Source organism: Microbulbifer harenosus (genome assembly GCF_005771435.1).
GTDB classification, from domain to species: domain Bacteria; phylum Pseudomonadota; class Gammaproteobacteria; order Pseudomonadales; family Cellvibrionaceae; genus Microbulbifer; species Microbulbifer harenosus.
In genome coordinates, this window is record NZ_VANI01000006.1 from 122,359 (window position 1) to 143,088 (window position 20,730).

Below are 20,730 nucleotides of genomic sequence, written 5' to 3' on the forward strand. Positions count from 1 at the left end.
TTCGGAAATATTGCGACTTAAATAAACTGCATCACCAGCCATTCAGCAATCAGCGCAGGCTTGTCCTGGTCTTCAATTTCCACAGTGACTTCCAGTTTGAGTTGGAACTGCCCCGGATTTTTTTCGAGTACATCCAGCACTTTTGCCCGCGCACGTATGCGCTGATCGACCTTTACCGGGCTGATGAACCGCACCTTATCCAGGCCGTAATTCACCCCCATTTTTACGCCCTCCATCACTACTTCGAGCTGCTCGGCAAAGTAGGAAAGCATGGACAGTGAAAGGAAGCCATGCGCAATGGTGCTGCCAAAAGTTGACTTGGCAGCGGCTGCGGGATCGACATGAATGAACTGGTGATCCAGGGTGCAATCCGCAAACGCATTGATCCGGTCCTGGTCGATCTGAAACCAGTCGGTGGCCGCGGTTTCACAGCCGATGGCACGACCGTAATCGGTTGGGGAAATAATGGTTGGCATGGGAACTCCCTCTCATTAAAAAGGATAGAAAATGATTATCGGGTCATTATTCAGAACGCAGATACACCGCCGTCTACGGCCAGGGTCTGGCCGGTAACATAGGTCAATGCCGGCGAACACAGCATCAGCATGGCGCTGACCACCTCTTCCGGTTTACCCAGGCGTTTCATCGGGCAGCCGGAAGCGAAAATGGCGTGTACCTGATCCACCGTAGCCCCCTCCGGCGCCTGCGTGTCAGTGATCATTGGCGTCAGCGTATAAAAAGGACAGATGGCATTGACACGCACGTTGTGACGAGCGTATTCCACCGCCGCAGTACGGGTAAGGCCAACCACTGAGTGCTTGGCCGCGGAGTAAGGCACCGCTTTGGGTGCGCCTCCCAACCCTGCCATGGAACTCACATTCAGGATGACACCGCTGCCCTGGGTGCGCATCACTTTGAGCTGGTGCTTCATTCCGAAAAAAACCCCTTTCACGTTGACCCTGTGTTGCAGGTCAAAGGTCTCTTCGTCCACCTCTTCAAAATATTGCAGCGGCGGGGCGATACCCGCGTTGTTGATGGCGATATCCAGCCCGCCGAAATTCTCCCGCGCCAGTACCACCATGGCAGCACAGTCCGTCTCGGACGACACATCGCAAGCCATCGCCTGCACCTCGACATCGAGTGCTGTGAGTTTTTCCACCACAGTTTGCAGCCCGGCCTCGTTGATGTCCCCAAGCACCAGACGCGCGCCACGACGCCCCAGCTCTTCAGCGATCAACGCACCGAAACCACTGGCGGCACCGGTAACGAGCGCGACTTTGCCGGTGAAATCCAGCATCGGGTCCCGGTGGGATGGCTCCACAATGAACTCCGCCATGATCACAGCCCTCCACAGGATGTCAGGCCGCCGTCGACTACCACGCATTCACCGTTGGTGTAACTGCCGGCATCAGACACCAGATAGAGCACAGTCCCAGCCATTTCTTCCGGTTCCGCGTGGCGGTGCATGGGAATATGGCCGATGGCGGTTTTGTAGATTTCCTCGTGGGAAAAGAGTGCACCGGCAAATTTGGTTTTGGTCAGCCCCGGCAGCAGCGCGTTGACGCGGATATTGAATTGCGCGCACTCCTTGGCGAAGGCCTTGGTCATATTCACCACTGCCGCCTTGGTGATGGAGTAAATGCCCTGCCCCACGCCCGGTTGCAGTGCGTTGATGGAAGCGGTGTTGACGATGCAACCACCACCGTTCTCCCGCATCAGCTTGCCCGCTTCCACCGACATGAAAAAGTAACCGCGAATATTCACCGCCACGGTTTTCTCGAAGGCGCCAATGTCCGTATCCAGAATGTGTCCAAAATAGGGATTGGTGGCCGCATTGTTTACCAGGATATCCAGCTTGCCGTACTGATCCCGGATATGACGAAATACCTGTGAGATATCCTCCATATTGCCGATGTGGCAGGGCAGAGCATCAGCCTTGCCCCCAGCATCATTGATGGCATCCGCCACCGCCTGGCAGCCCTCGATCTTGCGGCTGGAAACCAATACATGGGCGCCCTGCTCCGCCAGTAACTTGGCAATGGCCTCGCCGATACCGCGACTGGCTCCGGTTACCAGGGCAATCTTGCCGCTCAGATCAAATAAATTGGTCGCCATGAATTTCTCCCGACAATCTTTCACTGTTGTTGTTTAATCGCTTTCTTTTTCAATGACATCCAATGCCAACGCCGCCAGCGGGCCGATGAAGGCACCAAGTTTTGCCGCATCTTTGCTGGAGGCATTGCCGTCGTGCGCGCGCTTGACCACGCCCTGAATAATGGCCGCCAGGCGGAAAAAACTGAATGCGAGATAAAAGGCCCAGTTGTCGATGCGCTCAATACCCGTGCGCTTGCAGTACTGGCTCACGTACTCCCGTTCAGTCGGAATGCCAATTGCGCGCCGGTCCACTCCCATCAGGCCGGAGATGTTCCCGCTATCCGCGGGCATACGCAGTTGCATACACTGGTAGGCCAGGTCCGCCAACGGATGTCCCAGGGTTGACAGTTCCCAGTCCAGTACGGCGATAGCTCGAGGTTCGCTGGGATGGAACATGATGTTGTCGAGGCGATAATCGCCGTGTACCAGGGACACGCGACCGTCGTCCTCGGGCAAATGTGCACCCAGCCACTGGATCAGCTGGTCCATGGTGCCGATGGTCTGCAACTCCGATGCCCGGTACTGCCCCTGCCAGCGCTCAAACTGGCGCTCGAAGTAGTTGCCCGGCCGACCGTAATCGGTAAGGCCTACAGCGTCGATATCCACACTGTGCAGCGCAGCCAGCACCCGGTTCATTTCCTCATAAACGGCGCTGCGTTCGCTGTTGTTCAGCTCTGGCAGCGCGGCGTCCCAGAAAATCCGACCCTCGCAATATTCCATCAAGTAGAACATGGAGCCGATCACTTCACGGTCTTCACAGAGGTGCAGCACCCGGGGCACCGGTACATCGCTGTTGGCCAGCGCCTGCATCACCCGAAACTCCCGATCCACCGCGTGCGCGGATTTCAGTAGTCTGCCCGGCGGTTGCCGGCGCAGTACGTAAGTGCCGGCATCGGTCTCGACCTTAAATGTGGGATTCGATTGGCCACCGGAAAACTTGTTGGCTTGTACGGGCCCATCAAAACCCGCTACCCGGCCTCGCAGATACGCCGACAATTTTTCCGTATCCAGCTGATCCACCACCGATGGCGTTTTCACCTCGGACATTCAGCCCTCCTCCGCGGCGTAGCGTGCCGCCAGGTTGCGCCCCAGCTGCATCATGTGCACCTGGTCCGGGCCGTCCGCAAGACGGATGGTGCGCGCGTAGCTGTATGCGCGCGCGAGATTAAAATCCTGGCCCAGACCGGCAGCGCCGTGAATCTGGATGGCGCGGTCGATGACGTTGCAGGCCATCTGCGGCGCAACGATCTTGATCATGGCTATCAGGTCCCGCGCGGCTTTGTTGCCATGGCGGTCCATCTGGTCGGCAGCCTTCAAGGTCAGTAAGCGCGCCTGTTCGATTTCACAGGCGGATTTTGCGATGTCTTCCCGCACGGAACCCTGCTTGATCATCGGGCGGCCGAATACCACGCGATTCTCTGCTCGAGTGGCCATCATCTCCAGCGCGCGCTGCGCCTGGCCGATAAGGCGCATGCAGTGGTGGATGCGCCCCGGGCCAAGGCGGCCCTGGGCGATTTCAAATCCACGCCCTTCGCCAAGAATCAGATTTTCTTTCGGCACCCGCACGTTCTCGAATAGGATTTCTGCGTGCCCTTCCGGCGCGTCGTCGTAACCAAACACGGTCATCGGACGTATCACTTTTACGCCGGGCGTATTCATCGGCACCAGAATCTGGGACTGCTGGCGGTAGCGGTCCTCATTCTCCGGCGCGGTCTTGCCCATCACAATCAGAATTTCACAGCGGCGACTGAGGGCACCGCTGATATAGAACTTGCGGCCATTGATGACGTAGTCATTCCCATCGCGCACGATTGCGGTTTCGATATTGGTCGCATCGCTGGATGCCACATTGGGCTCGGTCATGGCAAAGGCGGAGCGGATTTCCCCTGCCAGCAGCGGCGTGAGCCAGCGCTTTTTCTGCGCGTCCGATCCATACTGGGCGAGCACTTCCATGTTGCCGGTATCCGGCGCGCTGCAATTGAAAATTTCCGAGGAAAACAGCACCCGCCCCATCTCTTCCGCCAGCGGCGCGTATTCCAGGTTGGTCAGACCCGCACCGTGTTCGGCGCCCGGCAAAAACAAGTTCCACAGGCCCGCATCCCGCGCCTTGCGTTTCAGTTCTTCCATAATGGGCGGTTCGCCCCAGCGGTCCTGCGCGAGCTGCTCCATATACAGGGCTTCCACGGGGATCACTTCATCAGCCATAAACTGCTTCAGGCGCCCGAGCAGTTCCTGCACTTTCGGGGAATACTCAAAATTCATTATTGCTTTCCCTTGTTAACTGTAAGTAATGAATTCGCGGCGCTGGCGCGTATCCAGATGGGGCACGTGATTGAAACTGTGCAGGCTCACACCGCTGCGGCCGGCAAAAAAGTGGCTGACCGCGGTATTTTTTATCTGCATATTCAATTGCGTCACGCTATGGGAAGGTGCTCCCAGAATCTGCCGCACCATCATGGCAATAGCACCGCCGGAACTCACCACCAGCGTTCTTCCGCCGCGTGCGCCGGCGGCGAGAATGCCCAGCACTTCTTCGATGCGCTGTTCAAACTGCTGCCAGGATTCCGCGCCGACAATGTCACCAGCGGACCAAGCTTGCATAGCCAGTTTCAGAAAGCGGTAATAGTCCGCGCGCTCTGCTCCAGCCGCCGGTATTGCCTGCGGATTTTTTTCACTGTAGGCATGCATCACATTTTTGAAATCAAACTCGTTCAGTTGCGGCAGTTCTTCCACGCGTTGGCCCGCGAGCCCCAAGCCCTCGCAGATACCGCGGGCCGTTTCTCGGTGCCGCTGCAGGTCACCACTGACGATGTGATCGAACTTCTGCCCGTCTTCCGCCCAGTGCTCCCCCAGCCAACGCGCCTGCTGCCAGCCAAGTTCCGATAGCTGGTCGTAGTTGTCACTGCCAAAAGACGCCTGACCGTGGCGCACTACAAAAATTTCCGGCACTTCCGCTCTCCCATAATTCGCACAGTAAACGATGAATTGGAGGTTTCGAATTACGTCCCGGGTTATTCACTCCCCGGGGTGACTGGGGGATAAAGCTAGCGATTCCCCATAGATCATCAAAGTTTATTATGTAAATATCCAAACATTCACAAGAGTGATAACCAGGGGGACCGGTGGCGATGATTCGAGGAGAGCCCTGACCATGCAGTTGCAACAGATCGATATGAACCTGTTTCCGGTACTGGATGCCATCTACGCCACGCGCAATCTCACCCGCGCTGCGGAGCGCTTGCATATCACCCAGCCGGCGGTGAGCAACGCGCTGGCGCGACTGCGGCGGGCCTTGAATGACCAACTGTTCATGCGCACACCGAACGGCATGAGCCCTACACCGCTGACAGAAAACATCATGCCGCGGGTACAGCAGGCGCTGGCCCTGTTAGGTAGCAGTGTGACGGAGCAGCATCAGTTTGATCCGGCGAGCGCGCAGAAAACCCTGCGCCTGTCCATGAACGATATGGCGGAGACTCTGGTGTTGCCGTCTCTGCTTGAGCACCTGCAGCGGGTGGCGCCAGGGGTGAGTGTTGAATCCTATTACGTACCGCGAGACCAACTGGTCAAAGAGCTTGCGGCCAATAGCTTGGATTTCGCTCTCGACATCCCGATGGTTTCCGCCACCCAGCTCAATCAGCGCCGTCTGGTGGCAGACCGCTACCAGTGCATGGTGCGGCCGGATCATCCGCTCGCCACGGAGGCGACGCTAACACTGGAGCAGTATCTGGAACTGGAGCATATCCACGTATCCAGCCGGCGGAGCGGCCCGGGTATCGCGGATATCGCACTCAATAAACTGGGCCGCCGGCGCAAGATAAAGCTGCGCGTGCAGCACTACCGCGTGGCACCGCTGGTTGTGTTGAAAACCGATCTCGCCCTCACCGTGCCCATCAGCCTCGCGCGCCAGTACCCGTCCCGATGCTTCGAATTGCCATTCCAGATACCGCAGATGGACTGGCACCTGCTGTGGCACCGCAGCCAGGACGAAGACAGCGCCCATCAGTGGCTGCGAGAGCAGGTTATTTCGCTGTTTGGATAACCCAGCAGGAGTACAAGGTCAGAAGATTCGAGCGAATCGGTCAGTGTCATGGCCTTTTTGCACTTGCTATCCTTGAGGCTGAATATGCAACTTTTTGCATAACTTGCTTTTGTGTCGCATCACCCAACCCGGTGTAACCCAACACGCTCCGCTGCCTTCACCCAGCGGAGTCGAACACAATGAGAATGACCGCTATGTCACAGCAACCCTACCCACACCTGCTCGCCCCCCTGGATCTGGGCTTCACCACCCTGAAAAATCGTGTGCTTATGGGCTCCATGCACACCAACCTGGAAGAGCATCCCGGCGGTTTTGAACGTCTTGCGGCGTTTTACGGAGAGCGCGCCCGAGGTGGTGTCGGTCTGATCGTGACCGGAGGTATTGCGCCCAATGAGGAAGGTGGCGTTTTCCAGGGCTCGTCTAAGATGACCACGGCGGAAGAAGCGGCCGAACACCGCGCGATTACCGATGCGGTACACCGCGAAGGCGGCAAGATCTGTATGCAGATATTGCATGCAGGACGCTACGCCTATAACCCCAATCTGGTAGCCCCCTCTGCCATCCAGGCGCCGATCAATCCATTTACCCCGAAAGCACTCAGCGATGAAGAGGTGGAACTGCAGATTGATGACTATGTGCGCTGCGCGACGCTGGCCCGCGAGGCGGGTTACGACGGTGTCGAAGTGATGGGTTCCGAAGGCTATTTTATTAACCAGTTTATCGTCGCCCGCACCAATCACCGCGACGATCGCTGGGGTGGCAGCTTTGAAAACCGTATCCGCCTGCCGATCGAGATAGTACGGCGTATTCGCGCCGCGCTGGGTGAGGATTTCATCATCATCTACCGTCTGTCCATGCTGGATCTGGTGGAAGGTGGCAGTGACTTCGACGAGGTAGTAGCGCTTGGCCAGGCGATTGAAAAGGCCGGTGCCACCATCATCAATACCGGGATTGGCTGGCACGAGGCCCGCGTGCCGACCATTGCTACCAGCGTGCCCCGCGCCGCGTTCAGCGATGTCACCGCCAAAGTCAAACAACACCTGAGCGTACCGGTGGTCACCAGCAACCGCATCAACATGCCGCAAGTTGGCGAAGATGTTCTGGCCGCGGGACAGGCGGATTTGATTTCTATGGCCCGCCCCTTCCTCGCCGACGCCGAGTTCGTCAACAAGGCCGCGGAAAACCGCGCCGACGAAATCAACACCTGCATCGGTTGTAATCAGGCCTGCCTGGACCACACCTTCGAACTGAAGCTCACCTCCTGCCTGGTCAACCCCCGCGCCTGCCATGAAACCGAATTGAATTATCTGCAGGTCGGCTCCGCCAAGAAAATCGCCGTGGTGGGTGCCGGCCCCGCGGGGCTCGCTGCAGCGACAGTAGCTGCAGAGCGCGGCCACCAGGTGACCCTGTTTGAAGCCGGCGACAAGGTGGGAGGCCAGTTCAATATTGCCAAACTGATTCCCGGCAAAGCAGAGTTTGAAGAGACGCTGCGTTACTTCACGCGCAAACTGGAGATTACCGGTGTAGACCTGCGTCTCAATACCTTGGCCACAGCGGATAATCTCGAGGGGTTCGACGAGGTGATCATCGCCACAGGTATTTCCCCGCGCACCCCACCCATTGAGGGCATCGAGCACGCCAAGGTTCTAACCTATCTCGATGTGCTGAAGCACAAAAAGCCGGTGGGTAAAACCGTCGCCATCATCGGCGCAGGCGGCATCGGGTTTGATGTAGCGGAATACCTCAGCCACAGCGAGCAGCACGCCAGTGAACTGATTGCCAGCAGCAAGCAGGAATTCTTCGATGAGTGGGGTGTGGACGTTGCCCTGGAGCATCGCGCCGGCCTCAAACCACAGCAACCGGTCACCAGCCCGCGGCAGATTTTCCTGCTGCAGCGCAAGGCTTCAAAAGTGGGGGCCGGCCTGGGTAAAACTACGGGCTGGATTCATCGAACCAGTCTCAAGCACCGCAATGTGCAAAGTCTCGCCGGGGTGAGCTATGAAAAAATCGACGACCAGGGACTGCATATCCGCCTGGGCGACGAGCAGAAAGTCCTCGAAGTGGACAACGTAATCGTGTGCGCTGGCCAGGAGCCGCTGCGCGCCCTGCATGACCAGCTGCAGGCGCGCGGCCAGTCCAGCCACCTGATTGGCGGTGCATTCGAGGCCGCGGAGCTGGACGCGAAACGTGCAATCGACCAGGGCTCCCGCCTCGCCGCATCTATCTAGTGATCGGCCCATGCGGCGGTGAAGCAGGCTGAAACGACCTGTCCACCGCCGCAATGGAACGTTTCTCACCCACACATTACCCTCAGATTACTATACTTCCTGAAACGGATTGATCTGCCAGGGAAGCGCGCCAGTCCTCCTATCTCGCACCGCCAAGCGTAGAAATCTATGCCCTCCCTGCCGTCACGCCGACAACCGACAGGAAGGTTTCTGCGCTATGGCCACATCCGGCTCCTTTTCCGAATTACTTTCGCGCGCACGGCCCGTCGTGGAGCGCCAGTTGGCGAAACTCACGCCGCCCTATACGCTGTTTTTTTCTGCGAGCGATGGCAAACGGCGAGCGCGGGTATGCCATGGTCGCGGCCAGAGTACCGACGCATTATGGCTGCGGCTGGCCACCCAGATTCGCAAGCTGCTCGCCAGCGAAAAAATGGACGGTCGCTGGTTGCGAATCGACTGGGTAACCGACAGCGAAACCACGACTTGGCGCGCACTGCAGCAACAGTTCGAGAATACCAAGCGCGGATACTTCCGCTACGGCCTGGCTCTGGACGCCAACTGGAAAACGGCGTTTCTTGAACAGGAACTAAACGGCAATGCCATGCTGTATGGCGGCAATAAGGTCGCACATGTGGCGATCAATCAAAGCCAGTTTCGCGCCTATACCGACTTCCGCTTCGGCCGCAATACGCCGCTGGAATTTTCTGACGACCGCCCGGTTACCATCCTTCATACCGAGGGCCTGTTTCTCGATGGCAAGACAGAGCCGCGGTCACTGTACGGACCCGGCCGCAACGCCGGCCGTCGCGTCGTCGATACTCTGGATGAGCCGATCGCCCATCATCTGATAACCACCAGCAGTCGCTACCTGGCCTCGCAGGTGCGGAAGAACGGGCGTTTCGACTATGGCTGGCACTGCTGTTTCGACCGCCCCATTGATACCTACAATACGCTGCGTCATGCCAGTTCCACTTACGCCCTGACCGAAGGGTGGGAAGTCACTGGCGACGAGCAAACCCGGTGTGCGATCGACAGGGCAATCGCATACCTCACCGGGCATCTGATCAAAACCGCTCAACTGCCTTGCGGGACAGAAGCCGCATTTCTCGTGGAAGCCAATGGCGAAATCAAACTGGGCGGCAACGCCGTCTGCCTTCTGGCACTGGTAAAATACTCAGAACTTACCGGCAGCAGCGAGCACGAAGAATTGCTGGAAAAGCTCGCCCTTGGCATTCGCTTTATGCAAGACCAGGGCAGTGGAAAATTTGTGCATGTACTGCAATACCCCGAACTCACCCTCAAGGAGGAGTTCCGTATCATCTACTACGATGGGGAAGCGGCTTTCGGCCTCATGCGTCTATATGGACATACCCGGGATGAGCGCTGGCTGAATATTGTTGAGAAGGCATTCGAGTACTTTATTGCCAATAACCACTGGCAAGCCCACGATCACTGGCTCAGTTACTGCGTCAACGAACTTACCCTGTACCGCCCCCAAGCCCGTTATTACCAGTTCGGCCTCCAGAACGTAATCGGTCACCTGGACTTTATTCTGGAGCGCATCACCACGTTTCCGACCCTGCTCGAACTGATGATGGCCGCGGAGCGTATGGTCGCACGGTTGCGCAAGGACGAGGAATTCTCCTACCTGCTCGCGCAGATGGATCTGCATAAGTTTTACCGCGCACTGCACAGCCGTGCCATGTATTTGCTGAATGGGTATTTCTGGCCGGAGTACGCCATGTACTTTGCCAATCCGGCGAAAATCACCGGAAGTTTCTTTATTCGCCACCACGCCTTCCGCGTGCGTATCGACGATGTGGAGCACTATCTATCAGGATTTGTCGCATTCAGAAAGTATCTGCTGCGAGGGGGGTGCCCGATAGAGCTCTCGGAACAGATACCTGCCATACCACAGTCGGAGAAACACAGTCATCCCACGCTGGCTTGGGGTGGCGATGTCAATCTGGCGCGACGCCAGCATTATCGCGCCGAGGAACTCGGGCATGAAGAAGCGTTTGGGAGAATTCCCGCACTCAGCAACGCCGATCTGAGCGTGATCAATCTGGAGTGCGTGGTCGCCACCACCGGTGAGCAGGGAGTCGAGAAAGGAGAGCGGTCTCCCTATTACTATCGGGCGCGCCCGGATATGCTGCGACTCTTGTGTAAGGCGAAGATTGATGTCGTCACCACCGCCAACAACCACGTTGGTGACTACGGTAACCAGGCACTTCTGGAACAAGGCTATTGGCTAGATTGTATCGGCATCGGCCATACCGGCTCCGGTGTAAACATAGACGTCGCACTAACACCGGTGATTCGTCCAGCCGGCAATCTCAATGTGGCAATCTTTTCTCTGGACGCCACCCAGGAAACCTTTGCCGCGGGGTCAAGGAAACCAGGAAGTGCCTATCTTCCTCTATACGCTCCGGAATCGTGGATGCAGTATTTGCAGCCGAGGATCGCCGCCGCCCGCAAAGCCGCGCATGTGGTGATCGTCGCGGTGCATTGGGGAAACAATCTGGAAGAAACACCCTCCGCTGAAGAAATCAAGGTGGGCCACTGTATTATTGACGCCGGTGCCGACGCCGTGCTCGGTGCAAGTGCGCATATTTTGCAGGGCATAGAAGTCTATAAGGACCGCCCAATTATCCACGACGCCGGAGATCTGCTGTTCGACGCGGTGCGAAAAACGCTGAAAGACAGCGGTATATTTCAGCTTTCCCTGAGCCACCGTGGTGTGGAACAAGTGCGCTTTATCCCGGTGGGGAGTGGATTTGGCTTCAGTCGTCAGTTGAGTGGAGAAGCGGCAACCGCAGCGGCCAGACGATTTATTGCCAAGTGCGAAGCACTCGGCGCAAAACTGCAATTGCATGAAGACGGAAGCGGGTTACTGCAACTCGCACCACCTGAGCGGGCAAAGCCCCTGCCGCCCCCGGCACCGGCAGCGCGCACACGTTATAACCCCAAGCTATTGGACAGTATCCAGCCTCCTCTACACCCCTACTGGCATGTGAGAGAAGTGCCCGAGGACGCGAAAATAGCACCACGGACACTTGGTCCACTCAGGTTGCTCGGTATCCGGGTATCCCCTACTCATATAGAACACCGCCAACCCTTGTGGGTGGAATCATTCTGGACGCTGGAGCAGCCGGTCTCTGACAACTTGCGCCTCGACATCCGCGCCGTACCGACCGAAGCAACGGATATGCCTCACTGGGGTAAATCCATGGATCACGATCCCTGTGACTGGCAGGTGCCAACCAGCCGCTGGCAGCTCGGTGTCATCTACCGGGATTACTACGGACTCAGACCACCGCAACCGGGGCAGCTGAAAAATATCAACCTGCGCCTTGAGATTGGTCTCTCCGGAAAAACGTTGACCATACCACCGCAGCCTTTGGATCTGGGAATCATCACGGTGAAGATTCCCGAACTCGACGCGCGTGCAAACGCCCGCAACAGCCATTCAAACGGCGTGGTTGAGCGGAGCAAGCCGCCGGTTTATCGCAGCGACTTTCCTGCGGTGACCTTCCGCCAGTCACCGGGCAAGACGTGGGATGCGGAGCAGATTACCATGCTCACTGGCGGCACCTGGCTGGTCCCCCCGCCAGAGGACTGGTTTGTGTGCAGCGTAGTATCCGGCCAGGGTTTCATCGCTCAGTCCCAGTCCCCGGTCATGTTCGTTGCGCATAAAAGCCATGACCGTGCGTACCACGAGCGCAGTTCCATCACGAAATACAGCCGGTGGGACCTACATGACCGGCTACCGGAAATTGTCCGCACCGCCGGGCAATTACTTGGTGGGGTAATCGTAGCGCGGCCGGTAGAGGGATTGCCGCCGGACCTTCCGGTACTGCAGGTTGCAGATCCTATCCAGGCCATCATTGAGCTCGGGCTCGCGGCACGGCAACGTTACAGTGGCGAAGTCGTTGCGATTACCGGTACCTCCGGCAAGTCATCCACACTGAAAATGCTCAGCTGCCTGCTGGGCGGTCGGGATAAAGTGCTCACCAGCCTCGGTAATTACAATTCCCGCGTGGGTGTACCCTCCATGCTCGCCAGTCTGAATCAACACCACGACGCCGCGGTGGTCGAAATAGCACAGAGCGCCCTGTGGATGAAGCAAGGGCCGATCACGCAACGGGTGCCCCCCACCATCGCATTGATTACCGAAATTGGCGTTTCCCAGACTACCAGCCGGGTTAAAACTGACCGCGATACCGCAAAATGGAAATCCCGTATTTTCGATGGACTGAGTGGGCGCGCAACCGCAGTGATAGGCGAGCATCTGCCACATTTCGATTACATTCTGGGAAAGGCGCGCCAACACGCCAAACGTGTAGTGACCTACGGCAATAGCGAACGCGCAGAGGTACAGATACGGGAGATTACAACAGATCAATACGGCAGCCGGTTAGCCCTGCATACGCCACGAGAAGACATAGAAATTTACGTGCCCGTTCCCAGTATGGGTATGGCCCGCAATGCCGTTGCCGCCCTGACGGTACTGTATGCCATGGGAAAACCGCTGGCGAACGCCGCCAGCGCTCTAGGGCAACTGACATTGGACGAAGGGCATCTCGACCAGATACCACTGAATTTGCCCCGAGGCAGCGCAATGCTCATAGACGACAGCTGGAACGCCACGGTGAGCTCCATGCTCAATGCCTTTTCGGTATTGGCGCAAACCCCGATGCCATCGGGAGGGCGCAAAGTTGCCGCGCTGGGACGCATTGTTGAGCTGGGTGACCAAGCAGCGGCACTGCACCGCAGCCTGGCCAGGCCATTAATTGAATGCGGTATCGAAAAACTTATTACTCACGGGGAAGAAATGCACTTCCTCAGATCCATTCTCCCGGAAAAAATACTCGGTCCGCACTTCAACACCGCGAAGGACATGGCCTACTACCTGATCGGAGCCCTGCAGGATAAGGATCTGTTACTGGTCAAGGGGTCACGGCGGGATTCAGATTTTGGTGCAGTACCGAAGCTGCTGCAAGAGCTGGCGGCCACAAATGCCCCAACAGAAGTAGCGACTCGTACAGAGTGCGGCACTGGCAGTGCACGCCGTCTTTCGGCCAACCGTCCAGCCGACAACTGTTGGTTCCCGTACTGAAATTCTCAGCTATTCCGACGCTAATGGTCCATGCGGAAAGTTCGGTAACTAAGGAGCAAAGCCAAAGCGCTCAGATCAAGGCGAGAAAGCGCAGGAATAGTGGAACTATTTCAAGCTTTCTCAACGCAGAGCTGGACGCTTTGGCGAAGTGAACCGTTACGCAACGTTCCGCATGGACCACTAGCCCAGCACCGAAAAGCTGCAACGGGAGAAACACGGCGCGGATTCAACCTCTGTGTGCGTTACGGCCGCCGATAAAGGGCCAACTTTGCACTGCTCTACCATTTGCGCCACGGCCCGCTCGGTACCTTCCAACACTGCCTCTACTCGCCCATCCTCCAAATTTCTGACCCAGCCGGAGACTGCATGGCGTACTGCCATCAATTTAAGCCAGCGCCTGAACCCGACGTGCTGCACCTTCCCGCATACCAGCACGCGGCAGGCGACACGTGTTGCAGAGTCTGGGAGTTCGGGAAACAGCTCTCGCAGCAGTACAGCGGCGACGTCTCTTGGTAGACCTTCGTCGGGAAAATGATGTCGCCCAAGATGAGGATTACACACGGCGTTCACCACTTGCCATCGCTGTGAACAGGCATCGCGGCTGATATCCTCCATAAGAAGGTCGATGCCAGCAATAAACGGATCGAAGATAACCTGAAGAGTTCGCTCAAGCACCGACAACACACTAGGGTGAATCAGCTCGCTGACATCCATCCGCGAGACTTGAGTTTGCATCCCCTGGGGAGCTGTCTGCGAATATAACGCCGCCACCACCTTGTTGCCGATGACAAGTACCCGGTAGTGATTTAGTCGTCGCCCAGACTCATCCCCGGCACCCTCGCCCATTCCGGCCTGCTGATGGGGCTCACTGCACGGAAGCACCTCTGCCATCCAGTCGTTGTTCCTGGTGATTTTGCGGGACACCAGTCGCACGCACTCAGGTATTGCACCATGGAACAGGCAGCTGAATTTTCCGTGGCGCAATCTCAACACCGTATCCGAAAGCGTTTCTATTTCGAGATTGTGCGCAAATGCCGCCTGTTTGATCAGATCAGCCTGTCGTCGTTCGCCCTGATAAAATGCACGCGGGAATTGACTGAAACGATATACAGGAGCCAGCGCCACCTGCAACCTGCGCGGGCTCGCCGCAGTCGTAGTGGAAAGTACATGGCGGAGCAATTTTCCCGGTACGTCGACCGCACGCCCATACGAGGGAAAAACCGCATCACAGATTCCCGGATTGGAGTTGACCTCAATGACATAGACCGGCGAGTGAGCGGCGCTCGGCACCACGCCGCAATACATAAGATCCACGCCCACTTGCACAAGGCCGGGGAAACACAGCGCAGCGCGTTCAGCTATCCTTCGGCTCTCCGCATCCAACAGGCCCAAAACCTCTACGGTTTCCCCTCCCGCCGAAGTGTTCGCCACCGAGGCCAGTTGAACTCTTTCTCCAGTACTGGGAATCGTGTCTAACGAGATGTTCCTGCGCTCTAGCAGATCAACGTTTCGAAGGGGGTCATACCGCAGACTCGGATTGTTCCTGCGAATCCGGTTCTTGCGCTCCATTAAGTCGCGAATGGAATGGATGCCATCACCAACCACGTGTGCTGGCGTGCGCACATAGGCGGCCTCTGCCTTTCCTCCGATAACGATGACACGTATATCCTGACCTGTAAGATTCTGCTCAACGATAACCCGTGCACTGTGGTGCCGGGCCAGTTTCCAGGCGCGGTTGAACTCGTCTTCCCCGCCGATCCCGCAGGAGACACCAGCACCGGATGATCCGTCACTGGGTTTTACAGCAACTTCCCCACCGAACTCAAGAAAATACCGCAGCGCCGACGGATAATCCTCGAACACATCTCCTGCTGGCACGGGGACGCCTGCATCCGCCATTAGTTTCTTGGCTATATGTTTTTGACGCGCGCAGTATGCATAAACTGCAGAGTTTTCGGGGGAATTCTGTCGAAAAACGATACTTCTCTGTCCATCTCGCACCTCAAAAATCAATTTTCGATGGCGCTGGACTTCCAGATTCATTGCATTGGCCGCATGACACAGCAGCGAAATGCCAATGTCGTCACGCACGTGGAGGAAGGGTGAGTTTGAGTAGTCGTTCTCTACTGACTCCCGGACAATACTTTCTACGGGGAAAATTTCAGACATTGCACTTATCTACCCTACGGCCTGTATCGTCGCCTTACGCCGCGGAAATTGGCTGCAAAGCGACAGCATGGATAGCCAGGATCAAATACAAAGCATGTGATTTCCCAACTATCTAAACAGCCAAAAAGTTGCAAAAGCCAGATCAGCGTTCGCGAAGCGCCTCTCCCGCCTGGTTAAATGGTTTTACCAGATAGTCATATATGGTTTTTGATCCGGTTTTAACATCCACGGTCGCCACCATACCCGGCACAATCGGAAACTCCTTTCCATCCCGATTAATCAACGCATCGGCATCCGTTAGAATCAATACGTGATAAAAATATTCACCGGGTTTGGTTTCATCCTGAATGGTATCGGGAGATATCATGGTAACTTTCCCATCCAGCCCGCCATATACGCTGTAGTCATATGCAGTTATCTTGACCTTGGCATCCTGTCCTGGGTGAATGAACGCGATATCCCTGGGTGATATTTTTGCCTCAATCAACAGGCGGTCATCTAGCGGAACAATTTCCATCAAGCGGCCATTTGGAGGAATTACACCGCCAATAGTGGTCACTTCAATATCCTTAACGATACCTCGCACCGGCGATTTTAGTGTCAACCTGGTGAGGGAATCCGCGCGCCCCTCGATGATAGAGGACAAGGCCTCAACCTCCGCGCTGACGTTCGCCAACTCTTCCCGTGCGCGCACCATATATTCCGACTGAACATCCTTGATTTTCAGGTCCAGTTCGGATTTCTGCCGACTTAGCCTTAGCACTTCGACATTGCTCGCCGCGCCGGACTTAACCAGATCCCGGGTTATTGAAAGCTCACTCTGGATCAGGTCGCGGGCCTCTTTAAGACTGAACAGGGAATCCTGAAGACTTTTTTGCCGCGTTTGATATAGTCTCTTTTCTTTAAGAATCAAATCCTGATAATTTGATAACGCCTCAGGGAACTTGAGCTCCGTACCATTCACCTCCGCACTAAGTCTGGCGGCATTGGCTAGCGCGGCCCGATAGCGGGCTTCACTTTCTTCGACATTGGAGCGGATTTTTGTCGGGTCCAGTTGCGCGAGTACTTCACCCTGCTCAACAATATCGCCTTCGGCAACATTGAGCCGTGCGAGAATCCCTCCTTCAAGCGACTGGATCACCTGCGCTCTGGAGGTCGGAATTACTTTGCCCGCTCCCTTGGAGACTTCATCCACTTTGGCGAAGTAAGACCAGGTAATGAAGCTGGCAAGCAACAGGAAAAACACCCAAATGACGCGGCGGGACTGAGAGAGTCGCGCTTCGTCTGAGCCCTCGCAGTAATGCGCACCAGCATTGTGAAAATCCGCCTCGAGAATCGCGATGTTCGCAGCCTCCTGAGGTGCTGTATTAGCACGGCTGATCGCGGATTCCGGGCTTTGTGAAACTGGGGGCACGCTGGTCATCCGTTCACCTTTTCACGTCCCTGTTGGGCATTGGTATCCGAGGATTTGGACTCGGATGTGGCAACCTGAGCCAGTTTCTGTAAAGCGACCGCCTTGGGTGCATCAAGCACCACCTGCCCATTGTCCACTACCAGTATCCTGTCTACGAGTTGCAACGTACTGCTTCGGTGAGTGGCAAGGACAAGTGTCCGCCCCTCTACCCAGCGCTTCAGCTTTGTGATGAATCGTTTTTCCGTGACATCATCCAGAGAGGCCGTCGGTTCATCCAGCAGTACCACATTCGGGTTTCGGATAAATAGCCGGGCAAGTAGCAGTGATTGACGCTGGCCGCCGGAAAGCCCAAGACCACCTTCAAGTACAACGTGATCCATGCCTTTGGGAAGCTTGCGTACAAATTCCAGAGCGCCCGACAAGTCCAATGCCGCAATAATTTCCCGGTCGGATGCACCGGGTGCTCCGAGAGTGATATTTTCACGCAGTGTTCCGTGAAACAGGTTGGCATTCTGGGTCAACAAACCGATATCCCGACGCGTATCCGCCGGATCGATATGCCCAAAGCTGACCCCCTCCAGAGTAATTTCTCCGGCACTCGGCTCCAGCAGTCCAGAGAGGGCCTGCAACAACGTGGATTTGCCCGCTCCGTTGCGTCCTAATATGCCGATGCGTTCACCGGCCCGGATCTGCAGCGACGCCACGCTCAATGCCGGGATACTGGCATCGTCGCCGTATTTGAACGCGGCCTGGCGCAACTGGTAATTCCCCGCAACGTAGGAGAGATGCACCTTTTTACTCCCCTCCGGGTGGTCCACTGGCAACTGCATTATCTGATCCAGACCTTTCAATGCATACTTTGCCTGCTGCCAACGACTCAGCACCTGGGTGATCTGCGCCATCGGCGCCATCATGCGTGATCCCAGAATCGAGGCAGCTACCAGCGAACCGGCCGTCATATCCCCCGACATCACCATGGGGGCGCCAAAGAGCACAATAACGGCAAATACAGACGACTGGATATTGTGGGTCCAGGTAACCAGTTTACCAATCAGCCCTCTCAGCCGGAGATTCGACTCGGCGGTGACCGCGTTGTAGTGGTTCCATTGCTGTTGGAATCGCTGTTCCGCCTGCAGCCCCTTGATATCTTCCATTCCCTGCACAGTTTCCACCAGCATGGCATTGCGCAACGAGGATTCCCGAATGGATTCTCCGGCCAGCTGGGCAAGTTTTCCCTGCGCCAGTAGGCCGGGCACAATCAACATCACCAGTGCCACTAGGGGAATCAGCGCGAGAGGGCCGGCCACATACCACATGAACACAAGAAAGAGGAAAAAGAACGGCATATCCGCCATGGCGAGAATGGTGGTTGACGTTACCATCTCCCGAACCTTCTCCAGCTCCCGAATCTGGGAAATAAACGCACCGGTCGACTTGGGCCTGGCGCTGCTGCGCAACCGCACAGCGTGACCGTAAACGAGATCGGACACTCGAATATCCGCCCGCTTACCCAACAGATCGGTAACCTTAATGCGGTTTACCCGCATCAGAAAATCAAAGAACACGGCGATCATGACACCGCTGAAGAGTACATAGAGCGTGGGTATAGATTCCGCGGGTATGACCCGATCATACACCTGCTTGGAAAAGAGGATTCCGGACAGCGCCAGAATATTAGCCACCGTAGTGGCAATCATTACATGAGTGTAGGGCTTAAGGTCCCGCAGGATGATCGACCTGAACCAGTGTTTTTGTTGGGGCTTGATGTAGTCATCCACCCGAACATCGGCCACGTTGTGGGAAGGACGCAGAACCACTACGGCACTGATTTGGGAAGCGATGGCGTCAGCTTTAATCGCCGATGCCGCCCCCTTATCACCGCTGAACACGACCGACAGACTTCCGTTCGCATCGATGGTTTCAATGACACCTATCTGACCACTACGCAGCTGAACAACCAGCGGAAGGCGCCACGGGCTCAACATGCTGGAATCAAACTCGGTAAACCTGGCAACCAGCCCAGCCTGCCGCGCCATACTTCGCACTACGTTTTCAACAGGATCCTCCTTCCCCCAGTGGGACGCAATCCGTATATTTTCTTCTGAAAATTCAAGCCGATAGTGCCTGGCAACACAAAGTACGGCATCCACCCATTGAACATAATCCGCAATTACTTTCTGGGGACTTTCCATTTTACGCTCTTCTGATATACCACCGAAGGGGATCAGGGTAATACCTCAACACCTTGGATAGGGCGCCCCTGAAGATCAAATGCATTTCGGATTTCGCCGACGGTATAGAGGCAATCCACCTGTAACTTATTCAAGTCGTATTCGGTGTTATTTTTTTCTATACGCGCCTGGTACAGCTCCTGTTCCGAATTGAGCAGTTCAACCAGTGTTCTGGTTCCCAGCGCTGAGTATTGCTGCTGGTAAAGATCCCGAGTCTCCGCAATCGCGCGAAGGCGTGCATCAAGTATTGAGACACTTCTCGACAGTCCGTCGCTCTGACTTTGCGATATGCGCAGATCGCGAACCACACCGAGCCGCGCGTTGTCCTTGGCCGCTTCCGCAGCACGCAATGCAAAGCCCGCTGCATCCCGATTCGCAAAAATACGGCCACCCTGATAGATCGGCATGGAGAGGTTTAGAAATACGGCGCTTTCGTGGTCGTTCAGAGCATTGGTATCCACGTATTCCTGATCCAGATAGCTGTTGACACTGCCATCAAGAGAGAGTGTGGGCCAGGATTGAGCTTTGGCTTCCCGTAGCTGTGCCATCGCTTCCGCGCGCTGGGCTTCGGCAAGCAGTACAGCTGGAGCGTAGCTGGCCTGCATAGGATCAATCTGGCACCCGTGCACAACGGATTCAGGAATTCCCGCGGTGAGCACTACCGGCTGTTCCGTCCCCATCAGGTTTTGCAAAACACTGCGCCAGCGCGCCAATTGTGCCTCAAGCTGCTGCCGCGTGGCCTTTGCGGATTCAATGCGGGATTGCGCCTGAAGCACATCGGAACGCGAACTCGCACCACGCTGACTCCTCAGATTCACCAGCCGGGAAATCGCCGACACTCCCTGAACCTGCTCCTCGGCGGACTTCACCAGCGCTTGATAGCGCTGTACTTCGATCGCCGCTTGGGCGGTATCCCGCGCTACCTGATCGATTTGTTGGAGTACCCGCGCCTGAGAAGCCTGGGCGCCGGCAGTCGCAGCGTCCACGCTGCTGGAAATTTTTCCGAAGTCGTATAGGACTTGTGACAGGTACAACTGCACAGCATGACCATCGCCGTTGCCGTCATTCTCGCTGTCATAGCCTCCAACAATCCCGACATTCAGCTGGGGATAATAGCCAGCCTTTGCGGCTCGGATATTCTGTTGCTGGCGATGTAACTCGCCAACGGATTCACCAATCGCGGGATGCCACTCAACGGCACTCAGGACGGCTTCGCGCATACCGACCTGCCTGGCACTGGAACCTCCGGCCTGCGACGGGTTAAGAGGGCGCGCACTATAGAGCGGACTTTCGGCAACTTCTCCATGTAACCGGGCTGGGCTGATCACCTGAAATTCCAGCTCGGAATCCGCCGCATATACAGTCCCGGCAGC

The 20,730-nt window shown here is 56.4% G+C and carries 13 protein-coding genes; 3 read left to right on the forward strand and 10 right to left on the reverse strand.

Going from position 1 to position 20,730, the window contains the following annotated elements:
* Window positions 1-17 precede the first annotated feature (17 nt).
* The 6 genes from FDY93_RS06330 to FDY93_RS06355 are packed head-to-tail and all read right to left on the reverse strand — an operon-like array spanning window position 18 to window position 5,103.
* Window positions 18-476: a MaoC family dehydratase gene (locus FDY93_RS06330; protein WP_138234900.1), complete on the reverse strand. Its 459-nt coding sequence runs from the start codon at window positions 474-476 to the stop codon at window positions 18-20.
* 50 nt (window positions 477-526) lie between these two features.
* Window positions 527-1,336: an SDR family NAD(P)-dependent oxidoreductase gene (locus tag FDY93_RS06335; protein ID WP_138234901.1), complete on the reverse strand. Its 810-nt coding sequence runs from the start codon at window positions 1,334-1,336 to the stop codon at window positions 527-529.
* Window positions 1,337-1,338: 2 nt separating this feature from the next.
* Window positions 1,339-2,115 carry an SDR family oxidoreductase gene (locus FDY93_RS06340; protein WP_138234902.1) on the reverse strand — a complete coding sequence of 259 codons (777 nt, stop codon included), beginning with the start codon at window positions 2,113-2,115 and terminating at the stop codon, window positions 1,339-1,341.
* A gap of 33 nt (window positions 2,116-2,148) precedes the next feature.
* Window positions 2,149-3,201 (reverse strand): phosphotransferase, encoded by a 1,053-nt coding sequence (locus FDY93_RS06345; RefSeq protein ID WP_138234903.1) that lies wholly within the window; start codon window positions 3,199-3,201, stop codon window positions 2,149-2,151.
* A complete protein-coding gene (locus FDY93_RS06350; protein ID WP_138234904.1) occupies window positions 3,202-4,416 on the reverse strand; it encodes an acyl-CoA dehydrogenase family protein in 1,215 nt (404 codons plus the stop codon).
* Between the two features lie 15 nt (window positions 4,417-4,431).
* Entirely contained in the window at window positions 4,432-5,103 is a 672-nt protein-coding gene (locus FDY93_RS06355) for a histidine phosphatase family protein (RefSeq protein WP_138234905.1), read from the reverse strand.
* A gap of 202 nt (window positions 5,104-5,305) precedes the next feature.
* Here FDY93_RS06355 and FDY93_RS06360 point away from each other — a divergent pair, with 202 nt between their 5' ends.
* The 3 genes from FDY93_RS06360 (at window position 5,306) to FDY93_RS06370 (ending at window position 13,543) form a co-directional block, all read left to right on the forward strand.
* Window positions 5,306-6,196, forward strand: coding sequence for a LysR family transcriptional regulator (locus FDY93_RS06360; protein WP_138234906.1), 891 nt, complete (start codon window positions 5,306-5,308; stop codon window positions 6,194-6,196).
* 179 nt (window positions 6,197-6,375) lie between these two features.
* Entirely contained in the window at window positions 6,376-8,424 is a 2,049-nt protein-coding gene (locus FDY93_RS06365) for an NADPH-dependent 2,4-dienoyl-CoA reductase (protein WP_281282508.1), read from the forward strand.
* Between the two features lie 217 nt (window positions 8,425-8,641).
* Window positions 8,642-13,543 (forward strand): CapA family protein, encoded by a 4,902-nt coding sequence (locus FDY93_RS06370; protein ID WP_138234907.1) that lies wholly within the window; start codon window positions 8,642-8,644, stop codon window positions 13,541-13,543.
* Between the two features lie 180 nt (window positions 13,544-13,723).
* Here the strand turns inward: FDY93_RS06370 and FDY93_RS06375 are convergent, their stop codons facing one another.
* From FDY93_RS06375 to FDY93_RS06390, 4 genes are all read right to left on the reverse strand, one after another.
* Window positions 13,724-15,712: an acylphosphatase gene (locus FDY93_RS06375; protein WP_138234908.1), complete on the reverse strand. Its 1,989-nt coding sequence runs from the start codon at window positions 15,710-15,712 to the stop codon at window positions 13,724-13,726.
* Between the two features lie 142 nt (window positions 15,713-15,854).
* Window positions 15,855-17,135 carry an HlyD family type I secretion periplasmic adaptor subunit gene (locus FDY93_RS06380; RefSeq protein ID WP_138234909.1) on the reverse strand — a complete coding sequence of 427 codons (1,281 nt, stop codon included), beginning with the start codon at window positions 17,133-17,135 and terminating at the stop codon, window positions 15,855-15,857.
* Window positions 17,132-19,318: a type I secretion system permease/ATPase gene (locus tag FDY93_RS06385; RefSeq protein WP_138234910.1), complete on the reverse strand. Its 2,187-nt coding sequence runs from the start codon at window positions 19,316-19,318 to the stop codon at window positions 17,132-17,134. The genes FDY93_RS06380 and FDY93_RS06385 overlap by 4 nt, the downstream gene beginning before the upstream one ends.
* A 32-nt stretch (window positions 19,319-19,350) precedes the next feature.
* A complete protein-coding gene (locus FDY93_RS06390; protein ID WP_246068483.1) occupies window positions 19,351-20,577 on the reverse strand; it encodes a TolC family outer membrane protein in 1,227 nt (408 codons plus the stop codon).
* Window positions 20,578-20,730: the final 153 nt, after the last annotated feature.